Annotated in this window: 16 protein-coding genes; 1 reads left to right on the forward strand and 15 read right to left on the reverse strand. The window is 52.4% G+C overall.

Translation table 11 applies throughout. From position 1 onward, the window contains the following. Positions 1-64: 64 nt before the first annotated feature. The 15 genes from HED65_RS14740 to thpR all read right to left on the reverse strand — a co-directional run bounded on the left by HED65_RS14740 (position 65) and on the right by thpR (position 13,161). Positions 65-682, reverse strand: coding sequence for a fimbrial-like protein (locus tag HED65_RS14740; protein ID WP_223256824.1), 618 nt, complete (start codon positions 680-682; stop codon positions 65-67). Positions 683-710: 28 nt separating this feature from the next. Beyond that, positions 711-1,262, reverse strand: a complete 552-nt coding sequence (locus HED65_RS14745) for a fimbrial protein (RefSeq protein ID WP_114979121.1) — start codon at positions 1,260-1,262, stop codon at positions 711-713. Positions 1,263-1,287: 25 nt separating this feature from the next. Continuing rightward, on the reverse strand, positions 1,288-1,869 hold the full coding sequence (locus HED65_RS14750; RefSeq protein WP_114979122.1) for a fimbrial protein: 582 nt from the start codon (positions 1,867-1,869) through the stop codon (positions 1,288-1,290). 27 nt (positions 1,870-1,896) lie between these two features. Next, positions 1,897-4,485 carry an outer membrane usher protein gene (locus HED65_RS14755; protein WP_114979123.1) on the reverse strand — a complete coding sequence of 863 codons (2,589 nt, stop codon included), beginning with the start codon at positions 4,483-4,485 and terminating at the stop codon, positions 1,897-1,899. A 62-nt stretch (positions 4,486-4,547) separates the two neighbouring features. After that, positions 4,548-5,291, reverse strand: coding sequence for a fimbrial chaperone (locus HED65_RS14760; RefSeq protein WP_114979124.1), 744 nt, complete (start codon positions 5,289-5,291; stop codon positions 4,548-4,550). Positions 5,292-5,365: 74 nt separating this feature from the next. Then, complete coding sequence (locus tag HED65_RS14765; protein WP_114979125.1) at positions 5,366-5,956, reverse strand: fimbrial protein; 591 nt, start codon at positions 5,954-5,956, stop codon at positions 5,366-5,368. A gap of 267 nt (positions 5,957-6,223) precedes the next feature. Beyond that, on the reverse strand, positions 6,224-6,604 hold the full coding sequence (panD, locus tag HED65_RS14770; RefSeq protein WP_006810068.1) for an aspartate 1-decarboxylase: 381 nt from the start codon (positions 6,602-6,604) through the stop codon (positions 6,224-6,226). A 32-nt stretch (positions 6,605-6,636) separates the two neighbouring features. Continuing rightward, positions 6,637-7,488, reverse strand: coding sequence for a pantoate--beta-alanine ligase (gene panC, locus HED65_RS14775; RefSeq protein WP_114979126.1), 852 nt, complete (start codon positions 7,486-7,488; stop codon positions 6,637-6,639). A gap of 11 nt (positions 7,489-7,499) precedes the next feature. Beyond that, a complete protein-coding gene (gene panB, locus HED65_RS14780; RefSeq protein ID WP_114979127.1) occupies positions 7,500-8,291 on the reverse strand; it encodes a 3-methyl-2-oxobutanoate hydroxymethyltransferase in 792 nt (263 codons plus the stop codon). Between the two features lie 122 nt (positions 8,292-8,413). After that, the gene (gene folK, locus HED65_RS14785; protein WP_114979128.1) at positions 8,414-8,893 is read right to left on the reverse strand and encodes a 2-amino-4-hydroxy-6-hydroxymethyldihydropteridine diphosphokinase; all 480 of its coding nucleotides are present in this window, start codon (positions 8,891-8,893) and stop codon (positions 8,414-8,416) included. After that, positions 8,890-10,287: a polynucleotide adenylyltransferase PcnB gene (gene pcnB, locus HED65_RS14790; RefSeq protein WP_223256825.1), complete on the reverse strand. Its 1,398-nt coding sequence runs from the start codon at positions 10,285-10,287 to the stop codon at positions 8,890-8,892. The genes folK and pcnB overlap by 4 nt, the downstream gene beginning before the upstream one ends. Before the next feature lie 42 nt (positions 10,288-10,329). After that, positions 10,330-11,220, reverse strand: coding sequence for a tRNA glutamyl-Q(34) synthetase GluQRS (gluQRS, locus tag HED65_RS14795; RefSeq protein ID WP_114979130.1), 891 nt, complete (start codon positions 11,218-11,220; stop codon positions 10,330-10,332). A 59-nt stretch (positions 11,221-11,279) separates the two neighbouring features. Then, the gene (dksA, locus tag HED65_RS14800; RefSeq protein ID WP_001155232.1) at positions 11,280-11,735 is read right to left on the reverse strand and encodes an RNA polymerase-binding protein DksA; all 456 of its coding nucleotides are present in this window, start codon (positions 11,733-11,735) and stop codon (positions 11,280-11,282) included. 176 nt (positions 11,736-11,911) lie between these two features. Further along, the gene (gene sfsA, locus HED65_RS14805) at positions 11,912-12,616 is read right to left on the reverse strand and encodes a DNA/RNA nuclease SfsA (protein ID WP_114979131.1); all 705 of its coding nucleotides are present in this window, start codon (positions 12,614-12,616) and stop codon (positions 11,912-11,914) included. After that, the gene (gene thpR / locus HED65_RS14810) at positions 12,616-13,161 is read right to left on the reverse strand and encodes an RNA 2',3'-cyclic phosphodiesterase (RefSeq protein ID WP_114979132.1); all 546 of its coding nucleotides are present in this window, start codon (positions 13,159-13,161) and stop codon (positions 12,616-12,618) included. The genes sfsA and thpR overlap by 1 nt, the downstream gene beginning before the upstream one ends. A 73-nt stretch (positions 13,162-13,234) precedes the next feature. Here thpR and hrpB point away from each other — a divergent pair, with 73 nt between their 5' ends. Beyond that, positions 13,235-15,664 (forward strand): ATP-dependent helicase HrpB, encoded by a 2,430-nt coding sequence (gene hrpB / locus HED65_RS14815; RefSeq protein WP_114979133.1) that lies wholly within the window; start codon positions 13,235-13,237, stop codon positions 15,662-15,664. The last annotated feature ends 24 nt before the right edge of the window (positions 15,665-15,688 follow it).

The following is a 15,688-nucleotide window of genomic DNA, read 5'->3' on the forward strand; positions in this document are numbered from 1 at the left end:
AACCTGAATATTCTCTTCCTGTGATGGGTATTACCAAAAATATGCTGTTTAGCTAGCCGGGGGATTATTCATAAATCACACTCACCAGCACATTGCTGGTAACGCGTCCTGACATCACCTGGCCGATATTCTGGTAACGAGCATAAAAGGCGTAATCGGTTAAATACGCGAAATTATTTTGCTTTGAGGTCACGTCATAGATGACATCGGAATGGCCATCCTGACTTAAAACATTCTGATGGAATGCGTCTGAAAAGATGACAATACCGACATTTTTCGCACCATCACTCTCTTGCTCTTTATCATTAGCAAATACCTGTTTATTCCCCACAGCCAGAGAACCTGATTGCGGTGAAAAACTGAAATGTAATTTGCTTGCTGCGCCACTGGCAATATCGTCACAATCCGTCACTTGCACAGTAAAGCGCGTTCCGCCCGCATCCTGGTTTGCACTGTATTTATTACTGCCATCGGTATTGAAAAACCAGTTGCGGGGAACCACTGGCAACTGAACCTGGCCGCCGTCAGACACGTTAATTTTGCAGGTATTGGCGACAATATTGGCTCTGATATTAACGTCCATCCATGCCCCATCCGCATGGGATGAGGCAGGGAACAGAGAAACTGAAATAACGGCCAGCAGCAGCCTGTATTTTTTTATAAATAACGGTGTATTTCGCATCGTCAAGCTACCGCCTGTTCTTTATGACTTATTGATAGGTGACCAGAAACGTGACAGGCGAAGTAACCGACCCTGTAGTGACATCGGCAATGGTCTTACCGTCAGCTACCACAATGCGCGAACTCAAATTATAGGTCGCTGTGCCAGACGAAATAGTCACGGTTTCGGTTTGAGGTGATTTACAGCTCAGTTGGGTACCTGCTGCTGAATCCCCTTTCCACAGTTCAAATGCCGTATTGTTATTTGCGCCAAAGTTCAGGCTGGACGCGGAAGAACAACTGCCACCCGCGCCAGTGGTTGCTCTGATTGCTGCAGAGCTCACACCCGCACAGCCGGTGAAGGCAATTTTGAACGCCTCTTCGCGGGTTTTATTGGCCAGGTCGGATTTGAAGACGTCACCAAAACTAATCTGGGATGTTGGTGAGCCAGAGGCATTCTGTACCTGTGCGATACAGGTTCCCGCTTCAATGGTGGTGTTAAAGGTGGCTGAGACACTGCTCGTCCCGGTAATGGTTGCAGACGCGGCAGTGGATACTAATCCCAGAACAGAGAGGGCAAAGATCGTAGGTTTAAATTCCATTATAGGTTCTCCGTTTTCTGTCTGGTTATTCGTAGTAGAAGTTAAAAGTGGCGACGGCGCTAAACGCACCTGTCGTTGCACTGCTTGCCTGGGTTTCCACCAGTTTGGCGGTTAAAGGCACTTCTTTTGCCGTGATTTCACCCGGGGTCCAGACAATACGTTTACTGTCATCTGTCGAGTTGATCTCAAAAGGCGTTGTTGGTGCCGAACTGCGTGCAATCGACACCCCAACATAACTGGCTCCGCCAGAAGCCGAGGCAATGTTGTTGGCAATGGCCGTATTCATTAGATTTGATACCGAACCACTTACGGTCGTTTTCAGTGAAGTAAGGCTGGATGGGCACTCCGTCAGGACCAGTTTGAAATCGGTTGTTGCTGTACCTGTTGCAATCGTATCGATACGGGTTTTCCCGCTGGTTCCGAGCGTAATGGTGTTGTTTGTACCATTACCTGTACCACCACTGATGGCCATATCGCAGGTGGTTTCCCGGATGTTGGCAGTGAAGGTTACGTCGAGATTATCTGCAGCCTGGGTGTGGCCGCAGGTAACAGACAAGAGCGTTGCTGCGTAAATACAGCGAACGAAATGATTCAAAGTGAACGTCATGAGTAAAAACTCCCTGTTATATATGAATTACATCCGGCAAAGTTGATGAGTTAAAAGCGTGGTCAGACCCGCTTTCTGTGCATTGGGTTGAATCTGATAATGCACATTACAGGCACTTTGCTGCCCATTTCCCCAGACAACCCTGAGCGTGCCTTCGTCTTCGATACCGCGAACATAGGCTTGTCCTGCCTGGCCCACGCTGCCGACGATCTCTCCTTTCTCGTTCAGCACGTCGGCACCGAGAGGGATGAAGCCGTTATCAGTACGCTGGAGCTCAAGTATTGCCGAACGACCTTCGTTGGTTTCGAAATTCACCAGCACTACGGCACCGCTACGCGGTACGGCAACCGTACTGGTATTTTTCACTTCGACGTCAGCACTCATGGTACTGGTGTCGAGACCGATACGGTTTTCACGGTAAGCGGAAAGATAAGGCATGATGGCGTAGCCGGAATTGCCGATTTCACCTTCGCCGTTGCTCAGACGTGCCCCTTTTGCGCCACTGGCTTTAATCAGTGCCAGCGAGTCGGTATCACTGATACTGCCTGGTGCCAGCGTGATCCCACCGGAATGCAGCAGCATGCCGCCGCTGTAGCTGGCGGAATATTGTTGCTGGTTGTCATCACTCGCTGAGGCGGAAAGGCTTAGCGGGCCATAAGGACTGTTATAACTGCCATAGCCGCTGAGCTGATTGAGCGTATTATCATCAGCGCGGCTATTGCTGCTCGTCACGCTGTAGTTGAAGCGGTTGTCCTCGGTACTGCCGTTTGCGGTGGTATTGAGACTCGTACTGCCTTTGAAATCAGAGTTCAGACCTACGTTAACGCTGTTGAAACCGGCTGGGTGTTTACCCGCGCCAAACAGCGAATCGAAAGGCAGGCTGACGTTGAGATAAACGCTGTCTTCCTGTTCACCAAACTCGTCGTAGGTACGTTGCAGCGAAACGCTGTAACTGCCATAGGTAAAGGCGTTGCTATAGCCCACGGTATAGTTGGCGCTTGAACGACTGCCATCCCAGTAATCCTGCCAGCTTCCGTTGACGTACATCGAACCATAATCCACTTCACCATGGCGTAATGGCTGGCTAATGTTGACCTGAATCTGGTTCTTCATACGCTGGAAGGTGTTATACACATCCTGGCTGTCACTGCCCGGTTTCAGCGCCTGATCGCGATACTTCACGCGATCGGCCAGTGAGGCCGCATCGTGCAAGCTGAGGTAGTCCTCTGTGGAGAAGCGGTAGGCTGCCACGTTTAACGATGTATCGGTTGCCGAGAGCATCTTACTGAAGGAGAGTCGATAACTCTGGCCTGTCAGCGTGCGAAGCCCATCGATATCTGCGCTGGAGTGAGTGACATCCAGCGCAAATGCACCGAGCTCTGTGTTCATGGCAAGACCCGCGAGACCCGCGTAAAAACCAGTGTCCATATATTGCAGGCCGGTATACCCGGTGAAGGTATTGTTCAGCCCATAATAGAGGGTGGCATACGCCACTTTTGGTGAGTCATGCAGTGAATCGTCATGCAACTCGCCAGCCCCAACATCCCAGCGAGCGAAGCCCGGACGTAACATTTGAGTCACGGATGAATACGGGACTGAGAAGGAGCGCTTGCTGCCATCGGCTTCCTCGATAGTCACCAGCAGGTCGTTGCCGTAGCCCGTAGTGCTGAGATCGGAAATCTCAAACGCACCCGGTGGCACGGTCGTTTCATAAATCTTATTCCCGCTTTGCGTCACAGAGACACGGGCGTTGCTGTTAGCAACACCGCGGATGACTGGTGCATAGTTAGATAGCCCGTTCGGCAGCATGCGATCATCGTTATAAAGACGTAAACCGCGCAGGCCGATCGAGTCGAATGCGTCACCGCGAGTGTAAGAGTCGCCAATCAGCATTTGAGCTTTAAGCGGAGTGATATCTCGTTGCAGATAAATATCCTGGTTTGAGTAATCACTGCCGTCTTTTTCATTCCAGTTCAGACTCCCGCGCGAGCGGAAACGCCATGGACCTAAATTGGCGCCATAACGTAAACCCGCATAGGCACTGTCACTGTTGCTGCCCGTACCTTCACTGTGCCAGGCGTTGAGGTCGTAAGATGCCATCGCGACAGGAATACCTTCTTCCCAGAGTGAAGGATCGACATACCCCTGAGGAAGTTTAAGCACGTACAGCTGGGGAACGGTCAGATCCAGCTCTTGTGTTGACGTGTTAAAATTCGCCGTCGCACCAGGGAAGGCTTTCGCAATATCAATACACGTTGCCGCATCACCCGAATCATTTTTTTCAAGCGATTCAGTATTAATACCGATCTGTTTCAGTATTGTTAATGTCATGCACGGCGTAGCGCGCGGTGTACCGTTATCTTTAAACTCGACTTCTGCAGTTATTTTTTCTTTGCCATTAACCGTTATTTTGGTCTGATATTTCCCGGGTAAAATAGGGTTGCCTCGTGAGAAACGACCCACGTCAATTTTGCTGCCCGTATTAAACAAAAACTGATCGTTAAACTCGACATCATCCGCTGCAGAACTGACAGTGGATTGAATATCATCCGCTATGGCATTCAGAGGTATTGCCGCACTAATAGAAAGGCAAAGAAATGAACGTCGAAAAAACATTATTATCCCGATCCGTGAGTTGCCGATAACGTGCTCGGCATAGCCATGTAATATGATTATTATTAGTTGAGTGCTGCTTCGTGCTCTTGCATGCCACCAAAGTCATTAATGGATGCATAGTTAACTTTGCCGTTGCTAATGCCAGTCAGCCCTTTCACTTTCATTGTTTCGCTGGAGAACGGTTTCACAGAGCTACTCTCCACGTCATACTTTTTGCCATTAACCGTCAGAGAAGCGGAGGCAATTGATACGTTGTAGGCAGAATCATTCTTTGCCACCAGAACGACATCGTTAGCTTCTTTTTTCTGCGACCATATCAGCTGCTTTGCTGATTCATCGGGCGAACCTTTGAGTCCATTTGGACGGAAAAAGAGTTTGATACGAGTACGGAATGCCAGTTGCAGCATATTCTGATCGCTACTGGTTTTGGCTTTTGGTGGTACTTCCAGCACGTTAAACCAGAACAATGATTCACGGTCTTTGGGTAATGACTGGCCGAGTGAGGTAATGCGGATAGCCTGACCTTTTTGTGCATCTACACGAGTTACTGGCGGAGTAATGACGAACGGTAATTTAAGCTCCTGAGGGTCGGTCGTGTCACGGCCATCATCCAGCCATGACTGAACGAGTAAAGGATGTGCGCCTCTGTTTTCCAGATTCACCACAACATCTTTTGCTTTTTCAGGATAAATAATACGGGTTCCGGAGATAACAATATCAGCGTGGGCATGACATGCCATTATGCTGGTCAGCACAAAAGAGAGTGCTTTCATTCCTTTGATCATTTTTGCATTAAGCTGTCGCATATCCACTCCAGGATAATTGAGATAAACAAGCGCCCACGGCTAAGCGGGCGCATTATTAAATAAATAATCGACGATTATTCGTAGCTCATGGTGAAGTAAGCGTTCGCAGAGACTTTACCTGCAGTGACGGGGTTGGTGTCTTTCACCCAGGCAGAACCCGGAACATAAGCCACGCGGTAGTAAAGTTTGCCGGAACCGCTGGTGACAGTCGCAACCTGGGGGTTATTGTCAGGCTGACCAACCATAATACGATCGGTGTTGCTGCTGGAGTTGTTATACATCGCCAGGCTTACGTTGGTTGCTGAACCTGCAACGTTAGTATCTGGATCAACGGTACCGTTAGCCACGGAACCCATGTTTTTAGACATGAAGTTTGCGGAAGCTTTAGATACAGTTCCTGGGCAGTTTGTCAGCAGCAGTTCGAAGTTTTTCGCGCCAACACCTTTGTCCAGCGTAGTGCCTTCAACGTCAGATTTTTTCACGACAGGCAGTGCGATAGTGATGTTGTTAGTGCCTTCACCATTGTTGGTGGTGATGGTACAGGTAGTATCAGTAACAGCACCGTCAAATGTGATCAGGCCAAGATCGGTAGCAGCGAAAGAAGAAGAGGTGCCCAGTGCGAGAACGACGGTAGCAGCTGCCATGCTAATTTTTTTCAGTGACATAACAATATCCATGTAAAAGATTAAAAGGCCAAACATTGTTTTTGGCTGGTGGATAATAGTGTGCACACTAAAAAAAGTAATTTTAAATATACTTAAAGTTAAATTTAGTTATTCTTTTTCTTTAAATATACCAGACAGTTAATGTTATTGTTGCGTGGAAAGTAAATGAAATCTTAAAAAATAAAAAAGACTAGCGGGGCATTTCTTTTTGATGAATTTATCTGAAAGCCCGAATTATTCAATTAAAATATAATTCGGGCTTTTATATCAGGCAACCTGAACAGGGATCGCCTTTGCGGTGCGTTTCATGTCGTTGTCGCCTTCGAAGTAGGCTACTTTTGGCTGCCAGCGACGGGCTTCTTCGTCGGACATCATGACGAAGCTGGCGATGATCACGATATCACCCACGTCAGCACAGTGTGCTGCCGCGCCGTTGACGGAGATGATTTTAGAGCCGCGCTCGGCAGCAATCGCATAGGTAGAGAAGCGTTTGCCGTTGTTCACGTTCCAGATATCAATCGCTTCATTTTCAAGGATGCCAGCCGCGTCCAGAAAATCCTGGTCGATTGCGCAGGAGCCTTCATAGTGCAGGTCGGCCTGGGTGACTTTCACACGGTGAAGCTTACCTTGCAGCATTTTGCGAATCATTACGTTTACCTTTAATCGTCCGGGTAGAAAAACTACGCCAGCTCAACCACTTTATTGTCGATAAGGCGGGCCTGACCGAGCCATGCCGCCACCAGGATCACCGCACGTTTGCTGGTCTCTGCAAGCTCCAGCAGCGTATCGGCATCGCGAATTTGAACGTCGTCAGCGCGAAGACCTTTCTCGTTCAGCGCTTGTTCGGCGAGGGCAATAATCTCTTCTGCACTCAGCTCTTTAGTCAGGAGTTGCTCAGCCATGGTATTCATGACCTTGCTTAAGCCCGGCGCGATTTTGCGCTGCTCGGCCGTCAGATAGCCGTTACGGGAACTGAGCGCCAGACCGTCTTTGGCACGCACAATCGGCACGCCGACGATCTCGATATCGTAACCCATATCGGCAACCATCTTGCGGATCAATGCTAGTTGCTGGAAATCCTTCTCGCCGAAGCAGGCAACGTCTGGCTGCACCAGATTGAACAGTTTGCTGACGATGGTGGACACACCGCGGAAATGACCCGGGCGGCTCGCGCCTTCCAGCATGGTGGAAATGCCCGGAACGTCAACGTAGGTCGCCTCATCGGTACCCTGAGGGTAGATATCGGCCGGCGCAGGAGAGAAGACAATATCCGCATGGCGTTTTTTGAGCTTCTCGCAATCTTCCTGCAGGGTGCGCGGGTAGCGTGCCAGGTCGTCGGCGCGGTCAAACTGCATTGGGTTAACGAAGATACTGACCACCACGATATCTGCCCGGGCTCTCGCCTCATCGACCAGCTTCATATGGCCGTCATGCAGGTTACCCATGGTTGGGACCAGTGCGATGCGTTTACCTTCCTGACGTGCGCGACGGATGTGTTGGCGCAGCAGCGGCAGGGTTTCAATGATTAGCACAACGAGACTCCTTAATGGAAACTGTGTTCTTCGCCCGGGTAAACGCCGGACTCAACCTCGGCAATATACTGCCTGACCGCAGCGCGCATGTCGCCCGCTTCTGTGAGAAAATTTTTGGCAAATTTCGGGATATGTCCACCGGTAATGCCAAAAGCGTCGTGCATCACCAGGATCTGGCCATCCGTCACGTTACCTGCGCCAATACCAATCACCGGAATCGATAGCGCGTCAGTGATGCGTTTTGCCAGTTCAACCGGAACGCACTCGAGCACCAGCAGTTGTGCACCAGCGGCTTCCAGGGCGAGAGCATCATCGAACAGCGTTTGTGCGGCATCGCCACGGCCCTGCACTTTATAACCGCCAAAGATATTCACGGATTGCGGCGTCAGGCCTAAATGACCGCACACCGGCACGGCGCGCTCGGTGAGCATTTTCACCGTATCAACGAGCCAGGCACCACCTTCGATTTTGACCATGTTGGCCCCGGCACGCATCACGGCTGCTGCATTTTCAAAGGCTTGCTCTGGCGTGGCGTAGGCCATAAACGGCAGGTCGGAAAGTAGCAGGCAGGCTGGCGCACCACGGCGCACGGCACGGGTATGGTAAGCAATATCCTCAACCGTAACCGGCAGGGTGGAATCATGTCCTTGTACCGTCATCCCTAACGAATCTCCGACCAACATGACGTTGATACCCTCTTCGGCAAAGAGTTTGGCGAAGCTGTAGTCATACGCGGTGATGGTGGCGAAGCGTTTTTTTTCCTGTTTGCATTTCTGCAGTAAGGAGATGGTGGTTGGTTTCATACTGTTTCCTGATAGCCCAAAAGCGAATCTTTGCGCATTTTAACAGTAACATTCGGGGGAACAATGATTTTAGGTAACCGATTAACTGCAAATATTTCAGGGTTAATCGGTAAGATGCAGGATCACCAGCGAGCGGGTCTTTCCGCATTGAGAGTGTCCAGAACGGCCTTCAACGAGATACCATCCGGAAAGGTGAGGTCGGGGGCGACTTCAAACAGCGGCCAGAGCATAAAACCCCGGTTTTTCATGTCGTAGTGCGGAACAGTGAGGCGGTCGGTGTTTATGATCTCATGACCAAACAACATAATATCGAGATCGAGAGTGCGTGGCCCCCAGCGTTCGGCTTTGCGTACGCGACCCTGTTGCAGTTCGATGCGCTGAGTATTATCCAGCAACGTTTCGGCATCCAGAGTGGTTTCCAGCACGACGGCGGCATTGAGGTAATCAGGCTGATCCTGCGGGCCCAATGGTGGAGTACGGTAAAACGAAGAGACTGCCACGATCCGGCTTTGCGGAATTTCGCCCAACGCCTGTACGGCAGCATTAACCTGCTCCAGTGGAGAGGCTAAATTGCTGCCGATGGCGATATACGCGAGGGTCATGAAGCACCTTCACGACGCGGCGCGCGTTTGCGCGGACGACGATGACGGCGACGTGGTTCCGGCTCTTCATCCAGCCCGGTGAGCATATCTTTCTGTTCAGGTGGGGCGGAAACCTGGAACTCGGCCCACCACTGCGCCAGACGCTGTAGCTCCTGATTCCTTTCAATTTCAGCCCGCAGTGAAAGCAGATCGAATGCCGCGCGGAACTTAGGATGCTCCATCAACTTCCAGGCACGTTTGCCCTGACGACGGGACATACGCAACTGAAGCTGCCAGATATCACGCACCAGCGTGGTAATACGTTTCGGGATCGCCAGCGTACGGCACCCTTCGTCCAGCACGTCGTTCGCGGCCAGTGCGAAGGCATCGTAATAGGCGAGACCGCTCTCCTGAGTGATTCTTTGAGCCGTTTCCAGCAGTGGATACCAGAACATCGCCGCAAACAGAAACGCCGGATTGACACGCATATCGTTGCGAATACGGGTATCGGTATTTTTCAGCACCTGCGCAATCATGCGCTCCATCGGGCTGTCACCGCTTTCGGTGAAGTAGCGGGTAATGGTCGGGAACAACGGCTGGAAAAGGTTATATTCACGCAGCAGATTATAGGTATCGAACCCAAAACCGGCTTGCAGCAGTTTCAGGGCTTCCTCAAACAGACGGGCAGGGGGCACGTCGTTGATCAGCGTCGCCAGACGCGGAATAGGTTCTGCTGTTTCCGGGCTAATGCGCATATTCAGCTTGGCGGCGAAACGCACGGCGCGCAGCATACGCACGGGATCTTCACGATAACGCGTTTCCGGCGTGCCAATCAGACGAATCAGGCCTTCTTTCAGGTCCTGCATGCCGCCGACGTAATCACGCACGGTGAAATCCGCCACGCTGTAGTAAAGGCTATTGATAGTGAAATCGCGACGCTGGGCATCTTCTTCGATAGAACCGAAGATATTATCGCGCAGCAGCATACCGTTCTGGCCGCGCTGCGACGTGGTGCGATCAGATGCGCCCGCTTCGTGGTGGCCGCGGAAGGTCGCCACTTCGATGATCTCCGGTCCAAACATCACGTGAGCCAGACGGAAACGACGGCCAACAAGACGGCAGTTACGGAATAATTTACGTACCTGCTCAGGCGTGGCGCTGGTCGTCACGTCGAAATCTTTAGGTTTTTTGCCCAGCAGTAAATCACGCACCCCACCGCCCACGAGATAGGCCTCGTAGCCCGCTTTATTCAGACGATAGAGCACCTTGAGGGCATTTTCACTGATATCTTTGCGGGAAATATTGTGCTGCTCACGCGGAATAACCGACATGTGTGGCTGTGCAATAGCATCATTCGCCATGCTCTCTTCGCGGCTTAGCACTTTACGGCAAAAATTAGCGACTCGGGTAAAAATGGTACACCTCGTAGTGTGTTTTGTTATGAAAAAAGCGGCTAATCATAGCTCAGCGCAACGCATTTGAGAATGCTGGATTTTTTGCACCGCCGTGAGCGTCCAGTGGGCGATCGCCATTTTCAGCAGTTCGTCAATACGCAGATCCTGCCATTCATTGGTTACATTCTGGTTGAGAAATCGCAGCGCGTCGATCAAAACCGGGCGTGGATCGCCGTATGGCAGGGCTGGCGCATGGTTTTGCTTCGACAGCTTACAACCATGCTCATTGACCGCCAGCGGCAGATGAATGTAATCCGGCGCTTTCCAGCCAAACTGGTGATAAAGCGATATTTGCCGCACGGTAGGTTCAACAAGATCTGCCCCACGAACGATTTCCGTGACGCCCTGGAAATTGTCATCCACGACAACGGCCAGGTTGTAAGCGAACAGACCATCACGACGGTGAATAATAAAATCTTCACGCGCCAGACGTTCATCGGCTTGGATCTCGCCGGAGAGTAAATCGTTAAAGTGTGTCACCGGTGAACGCTGTCGAATCCGTACAGCGGCATTTTCCGTACCGTTGTTAAGCGTACTGCAATGGCCGTCGTAGACACCCCCTACGCTCTGAATACGTGCGCGGGTGCAGGTACAGTTATAGGAAAGCCCCTGAGCGCTAAGCCAGGCCAGACGTTCCTGGTAAGCGTCGTGACGTTTTGATTGCCAGAGTACTTCGTCATCCCAGTGAAGACCGTAATGTTCCAGCTGACGCAGAATGGTGTCTGCTGCACCGGGAACTTCACGCGGAGGGTCAATATCTTCAATGCGAACAAGCCATTTGCCCTGGCTGGCACGAGCCTGCAGGTAGCTGCCGAGCGCGGCAATTAATGAGCCGAAGTGTAATTCACCGGAAGGAGATGGCGCGAAGCGCCCAATATAGTGTGATTCAGACATATCAACAGTAACAAGGCGGGAGTGACTCCCGCCTTTGGAGTGTGTAAACAGCGCTGGTATTAACCGGCCATCTGTTTTTCGCGGATTTCGGCCAGTGTTTTACAGTCGATGCACAGGTCGGCGGTTGGACGCGCTTCCAGGCGACGAATGCCGATTTCAACACCACAGGATTCGCAGTAGCCAAAATCTTCGTCTTCGACTTTTTTCAGCGTTTTCTCGATCTTTTTGATCAGTTTGCGTTCGCGGTCACGGTTACGCAGTTCGAGGCTGAACTCTTCTTCCTGAGCGGCACGGTCGACCGGATCCGGGAAGTTAGCAGCTTCATCCTGCATATGAGTAACGGTGCGATCGACTTCATCCCTGAGTTGATTACGCCATGCTTCAAGAATACGCTTGAAGTGCGACAGCTGGGCTTCGTTCATATACTCTTCGCCCGGTTTCTCTTGATACGGCTCCACCCCAGCGATGGCGAGAATACTCAGGGACGATGTTTTACGGTTTTGCCCTTCTTGCATGTTGCTTCTCCTTAACACGCACTATCGATCCCCGTGTTGGGGGAAAAATCAGGTCGCTATAAATAGCAGATGCTTTTCCGGATGGCAATTATCTAAACGTAACACTTGACAAGCCTGTGAGGAAAAGCGTATTTACGCACGCGGCCAGAACACTTAATCATCAATCGTCTAATCCCTTATAAGACAATGGGAAGAGAGGATCTCAGAGTCATATTATCGGCAGAAAGTTCCGCTTTATAAGCCAAAACCTCTACCCCCTGCTTTTGTGCCTCATTCAACAATTGCGCGTATTTAGGATCAATATGGCGGGCAGGAGAGAATCGTTCAATGGCTGAATGCAAAACCGCAAACAGCAATACGGCGCGTTTGCCCGCCGCCGCAACACACATTAGCTCTCGCAGATGCTTCTGCCCGCGTAGCGTTACCGCATCCGGGAAGTAGCCATTTTCCTGTTCCGCTAACGTCACTGATTTCACTTCAATATAGCACTCAGGCCTGTCTTGCGCCTGTAACATGAAGTCAATTCTGCTGCCTTCATCGCCATATTTCACTTCACTTTTATGCGTGTCATAACCCACCAGTTCGGGAAGGGCATTATTCATTAGCGCTTCTTTAACCAGTTGATTGGCACGCAGTGTGTTAACACAAATAAATGCCCCGTTTTGTGTTTCGGTCATTTCCCAGGTATGGGCATATTTGCGTTTAGTATTTTCTGATGTGGAATACCAAACCCGGTCACCCGCTGTCGCACACCCCGTCATGGCACCGGTATTGGGACAGTGCAGGGTGAGCTGTATTCCTTCAGGCGTGACTACGTCTGCGAGGAAGCGTTTGTAGCGTTGAATCAGTGTGGCGTGCTGCAGGGGAGGGCTAAACTTCATCAGGCGTCCTTAACGGTGTTGCCCAGCGTCCAGCGCTGTAGCGGCGTGTAGCGGGTGCGTCCTTGTGCAAAGACGGATTCATAAAGTGCGAATTCATTAACCGGAAAGGCCCAGTGAAAACCTGGTGGTGGGATGGCAACGGCCTGACCTGCATCGCGCAGCAACGTGATATGCGGATGAAATGGCTGCGGGCTCTGGTAACAGCCGCTGCGTGCCGCCTGGGCGCGCAGCATATTTGCAAGCTGTAATATTCCACGAGGCGGCTGGCGCGTACCCAGCCAGACTACCCGCGAGCGCAACCACTGCCCGGCATCATCAAGGTGTAGCGTAAATCCCGGTTGAGAGATCCGTCCGGCCATTGATGCCAGGGCCCGCTGTTTATCGGAGCTCACATCACCCAAAAAGGCCAGCGTCAGGTGCAAGTTAGCCGCGGCAACAGGGCGACCCGCTTCCGGCGGGAAGTGCTCAGCGCGCCAGCGAACAATTTGCCGCTGTATTGGGGCGGGTAATTCAATGGCAAAAAACAGCCGTTTCGACTCAGACATACGGGGGACTCGGTAATGATATGCGCCGATGCTACAATGTACGCCGACTAATGTTAACCCTCTGGAGCTGTTAGTGTCCTCATTGCCGGTCGCCGTCGTCCTTCCCGAGCTTCTCGCTGCCTTACAACATGCCCCGCAGGTTTTGCTGAATGCCCCGACAGGGGCCGGTAAATCCACCTGGCTGCCACTGCAGATCCTGAAAGACGGGAATATCAGCGGGAAAATTATCCTGCTGGAGCCGCGCAGGCTGGCCGCGCGCAATGTGGCACAACGCCTGGCGGAATTGCTTAACGAAAAACCGGGCGAGACGGTGGGCTACCGTATGCGCGCTGAAACCTGCATCGGCCCGACCACACGGCTTGAAGTAGTGACCGAGGGAATACTCACCCGCATGCTGCAAAACGATCCTGAACTGACCGGCGTCGGGCTGGTGATTCTGGATGAATTCCACGAACGCAGTCTGCAGGCGGATCTGGCTCTCGCGCTATTACTGGATGTTCAACAGGGTCTGCGTGACGACCTTCGGCTGCTCATCATGTCGGCGACGCTGGATAACGAACGGCTGCAGCAGACACTGCCTGATGCACCGGTGATAGCCTCGCAAGGGCGAGCGTTCCCCGTTGAGCGCCGTTATCAACCGCTACCTGCCCATCAGCGTTTTGATGAAGTGGTCGCCATCGCAACCGCAGAACTGCTGCGTCAGGAACCCGGTTCGCTGCTGCTGTTTTTACCTGGTGTGGGCGAAATACAGCGTGTGCAGGAGCACCTGGCCTCCCGTGTCAGCAGCGATGTACAGTTGTGTCCGCTTTACGGTGCGCTGTCGCTGGCCGACCAGCGTAAAGCGATTCTCCCGGCGCCTGCGGGGCAGCGCAAAGTGGTACTGGCAACCAATATTGCGGAAACCAGTTTGACCATCGAAGGTATTCGCCTGGTGGTGGATAGCGCGCAGGAGAGAGTGGCAAGCTTTGACCCGCGTACCGGGCTGACGAAACTCCTGACGCAACGTATAAGCCAGGCGTCGATGGTACAGCGCGCAGGCCGTGCAGGACGTCTTGAGGCGGGTATCTGCCTGCATTTGACCAGTGCAGAGCAGGCTGAACGCGCGGCACAACAAAGTCCCCCGGAAATTTTACAAAGTGATTTATCAGGTCTGGTGATGGATCTGCTGCAATGGGGCTGTCCGGATCCGGGACAACTGGCCTGGCTTAATCCGCCTCCTGTCGTAAACCTTACCGCAGCACGTACACTGCTGGCCCAGCTTGGCGCGCTTGAAGGCGAGCGTCTGACGACGCGCGGCCAGAAAATGGCTGCTCTGGGCAACGATCCGCGTCTGGCCGCAATGCTGGTTGCCGCGCAAGGGGAAGATGAAATTGCCACGGCGGCGAAACTGGCCGCTATTCTTGAGGAGCCGCCGCGTGGTGGCAGCAGCGATCTGGCGCAGGCATTTTCACGCAATCAGGGGAACTGGCAGCAACGGGCGCAGCAGCTCAGCAAACGGCTAAACAGCCGTGGTGGCTCGCCAGACACTGATATTATCGCGCTGTTACTGGCACAAGCATTTCCGGACCGAATTGCGCGCCGACGCGGGCTGGACGGTCGATATCAGCTGGCAAATGGCATGGGCGCGATGCTGGACAGCGACGATGCTCTGACGCGCCATGAGTGGCTGATCGCACCGCTCCTGTTGCAGGGCAGCCAGTCGCCGGATGCACGGATATTACAGGCGATAGCTGTCGATATTGAGGCCCTGACGCGTGCCTGTCCGCAACTGCTTCAGCAATCTGATATCGTCGAATGGGATGACACCCAGGGCACCCTGAAGGCGTTTCGGCGTAGCCAGATTGGCAAATTGACCCTTGGTACGAAGCCGCTGGCGAAGCCGTCAGAAGAAGAGATGCATCAGGCGATGCTGAACGGCATTCGGGAAAAAGGGTTGAACGTACTGAACTGGACGCCCGAGGCGGAGCAATACCGTATTCGTCTGCACTGTGCCGCGCGCTGGCTGCCAGAATATGCCTGGCCTGCGGTGGATGATGAGACGCTGCTTGCCTCGCTGGAGAGCTGGCTGCTGCCGCAAATGAGCGGTGTACACTCGCTGCGGGCACTAAAAGCCCTTGATGTTAAGGTCGCGTTACAGAATTTACTGGACTGGTCATTACGTCAACGTCTGGATAGTGAACTGCCAGGGCATTACACTGTGCCGACCGGAAGCCGGATTGCCATTCGTTATCACGAGGATAATCCTCCGGCGCTGGCGGTACGCATGCAGGAGATGTTTGGTGAGGCGACCACGCCATCCATCGCTGAAGGGCGTGTGCCGGTGGTGCTTGAACTGTTGTCGCCTGCTCATCGTCCGCTACAAATCACCCGCGATCTGGGGGCGTTCTGGGCGGGCAGCTACCGGGAAGTGCAAAAAGAGATGAAGGGTCGATATCCCAAACACGTTTGGCCGGACGATCCGGCGAATACCGCGCCGACACGGCGTACGAAGAAATATTCTTAATTGAGAGATTTCTTCTTTCACGGT

Source organism: Pantoea sp. LS15 (assembly GCF_012241585.1).
In the GTDB taxonomy this organism is placed as follows: domain Bacteria; phylum Pseudomonadota; class Gammaproteobacteria; order Enterobacterales; family Enterobacteriaceae; genus Enterobacter.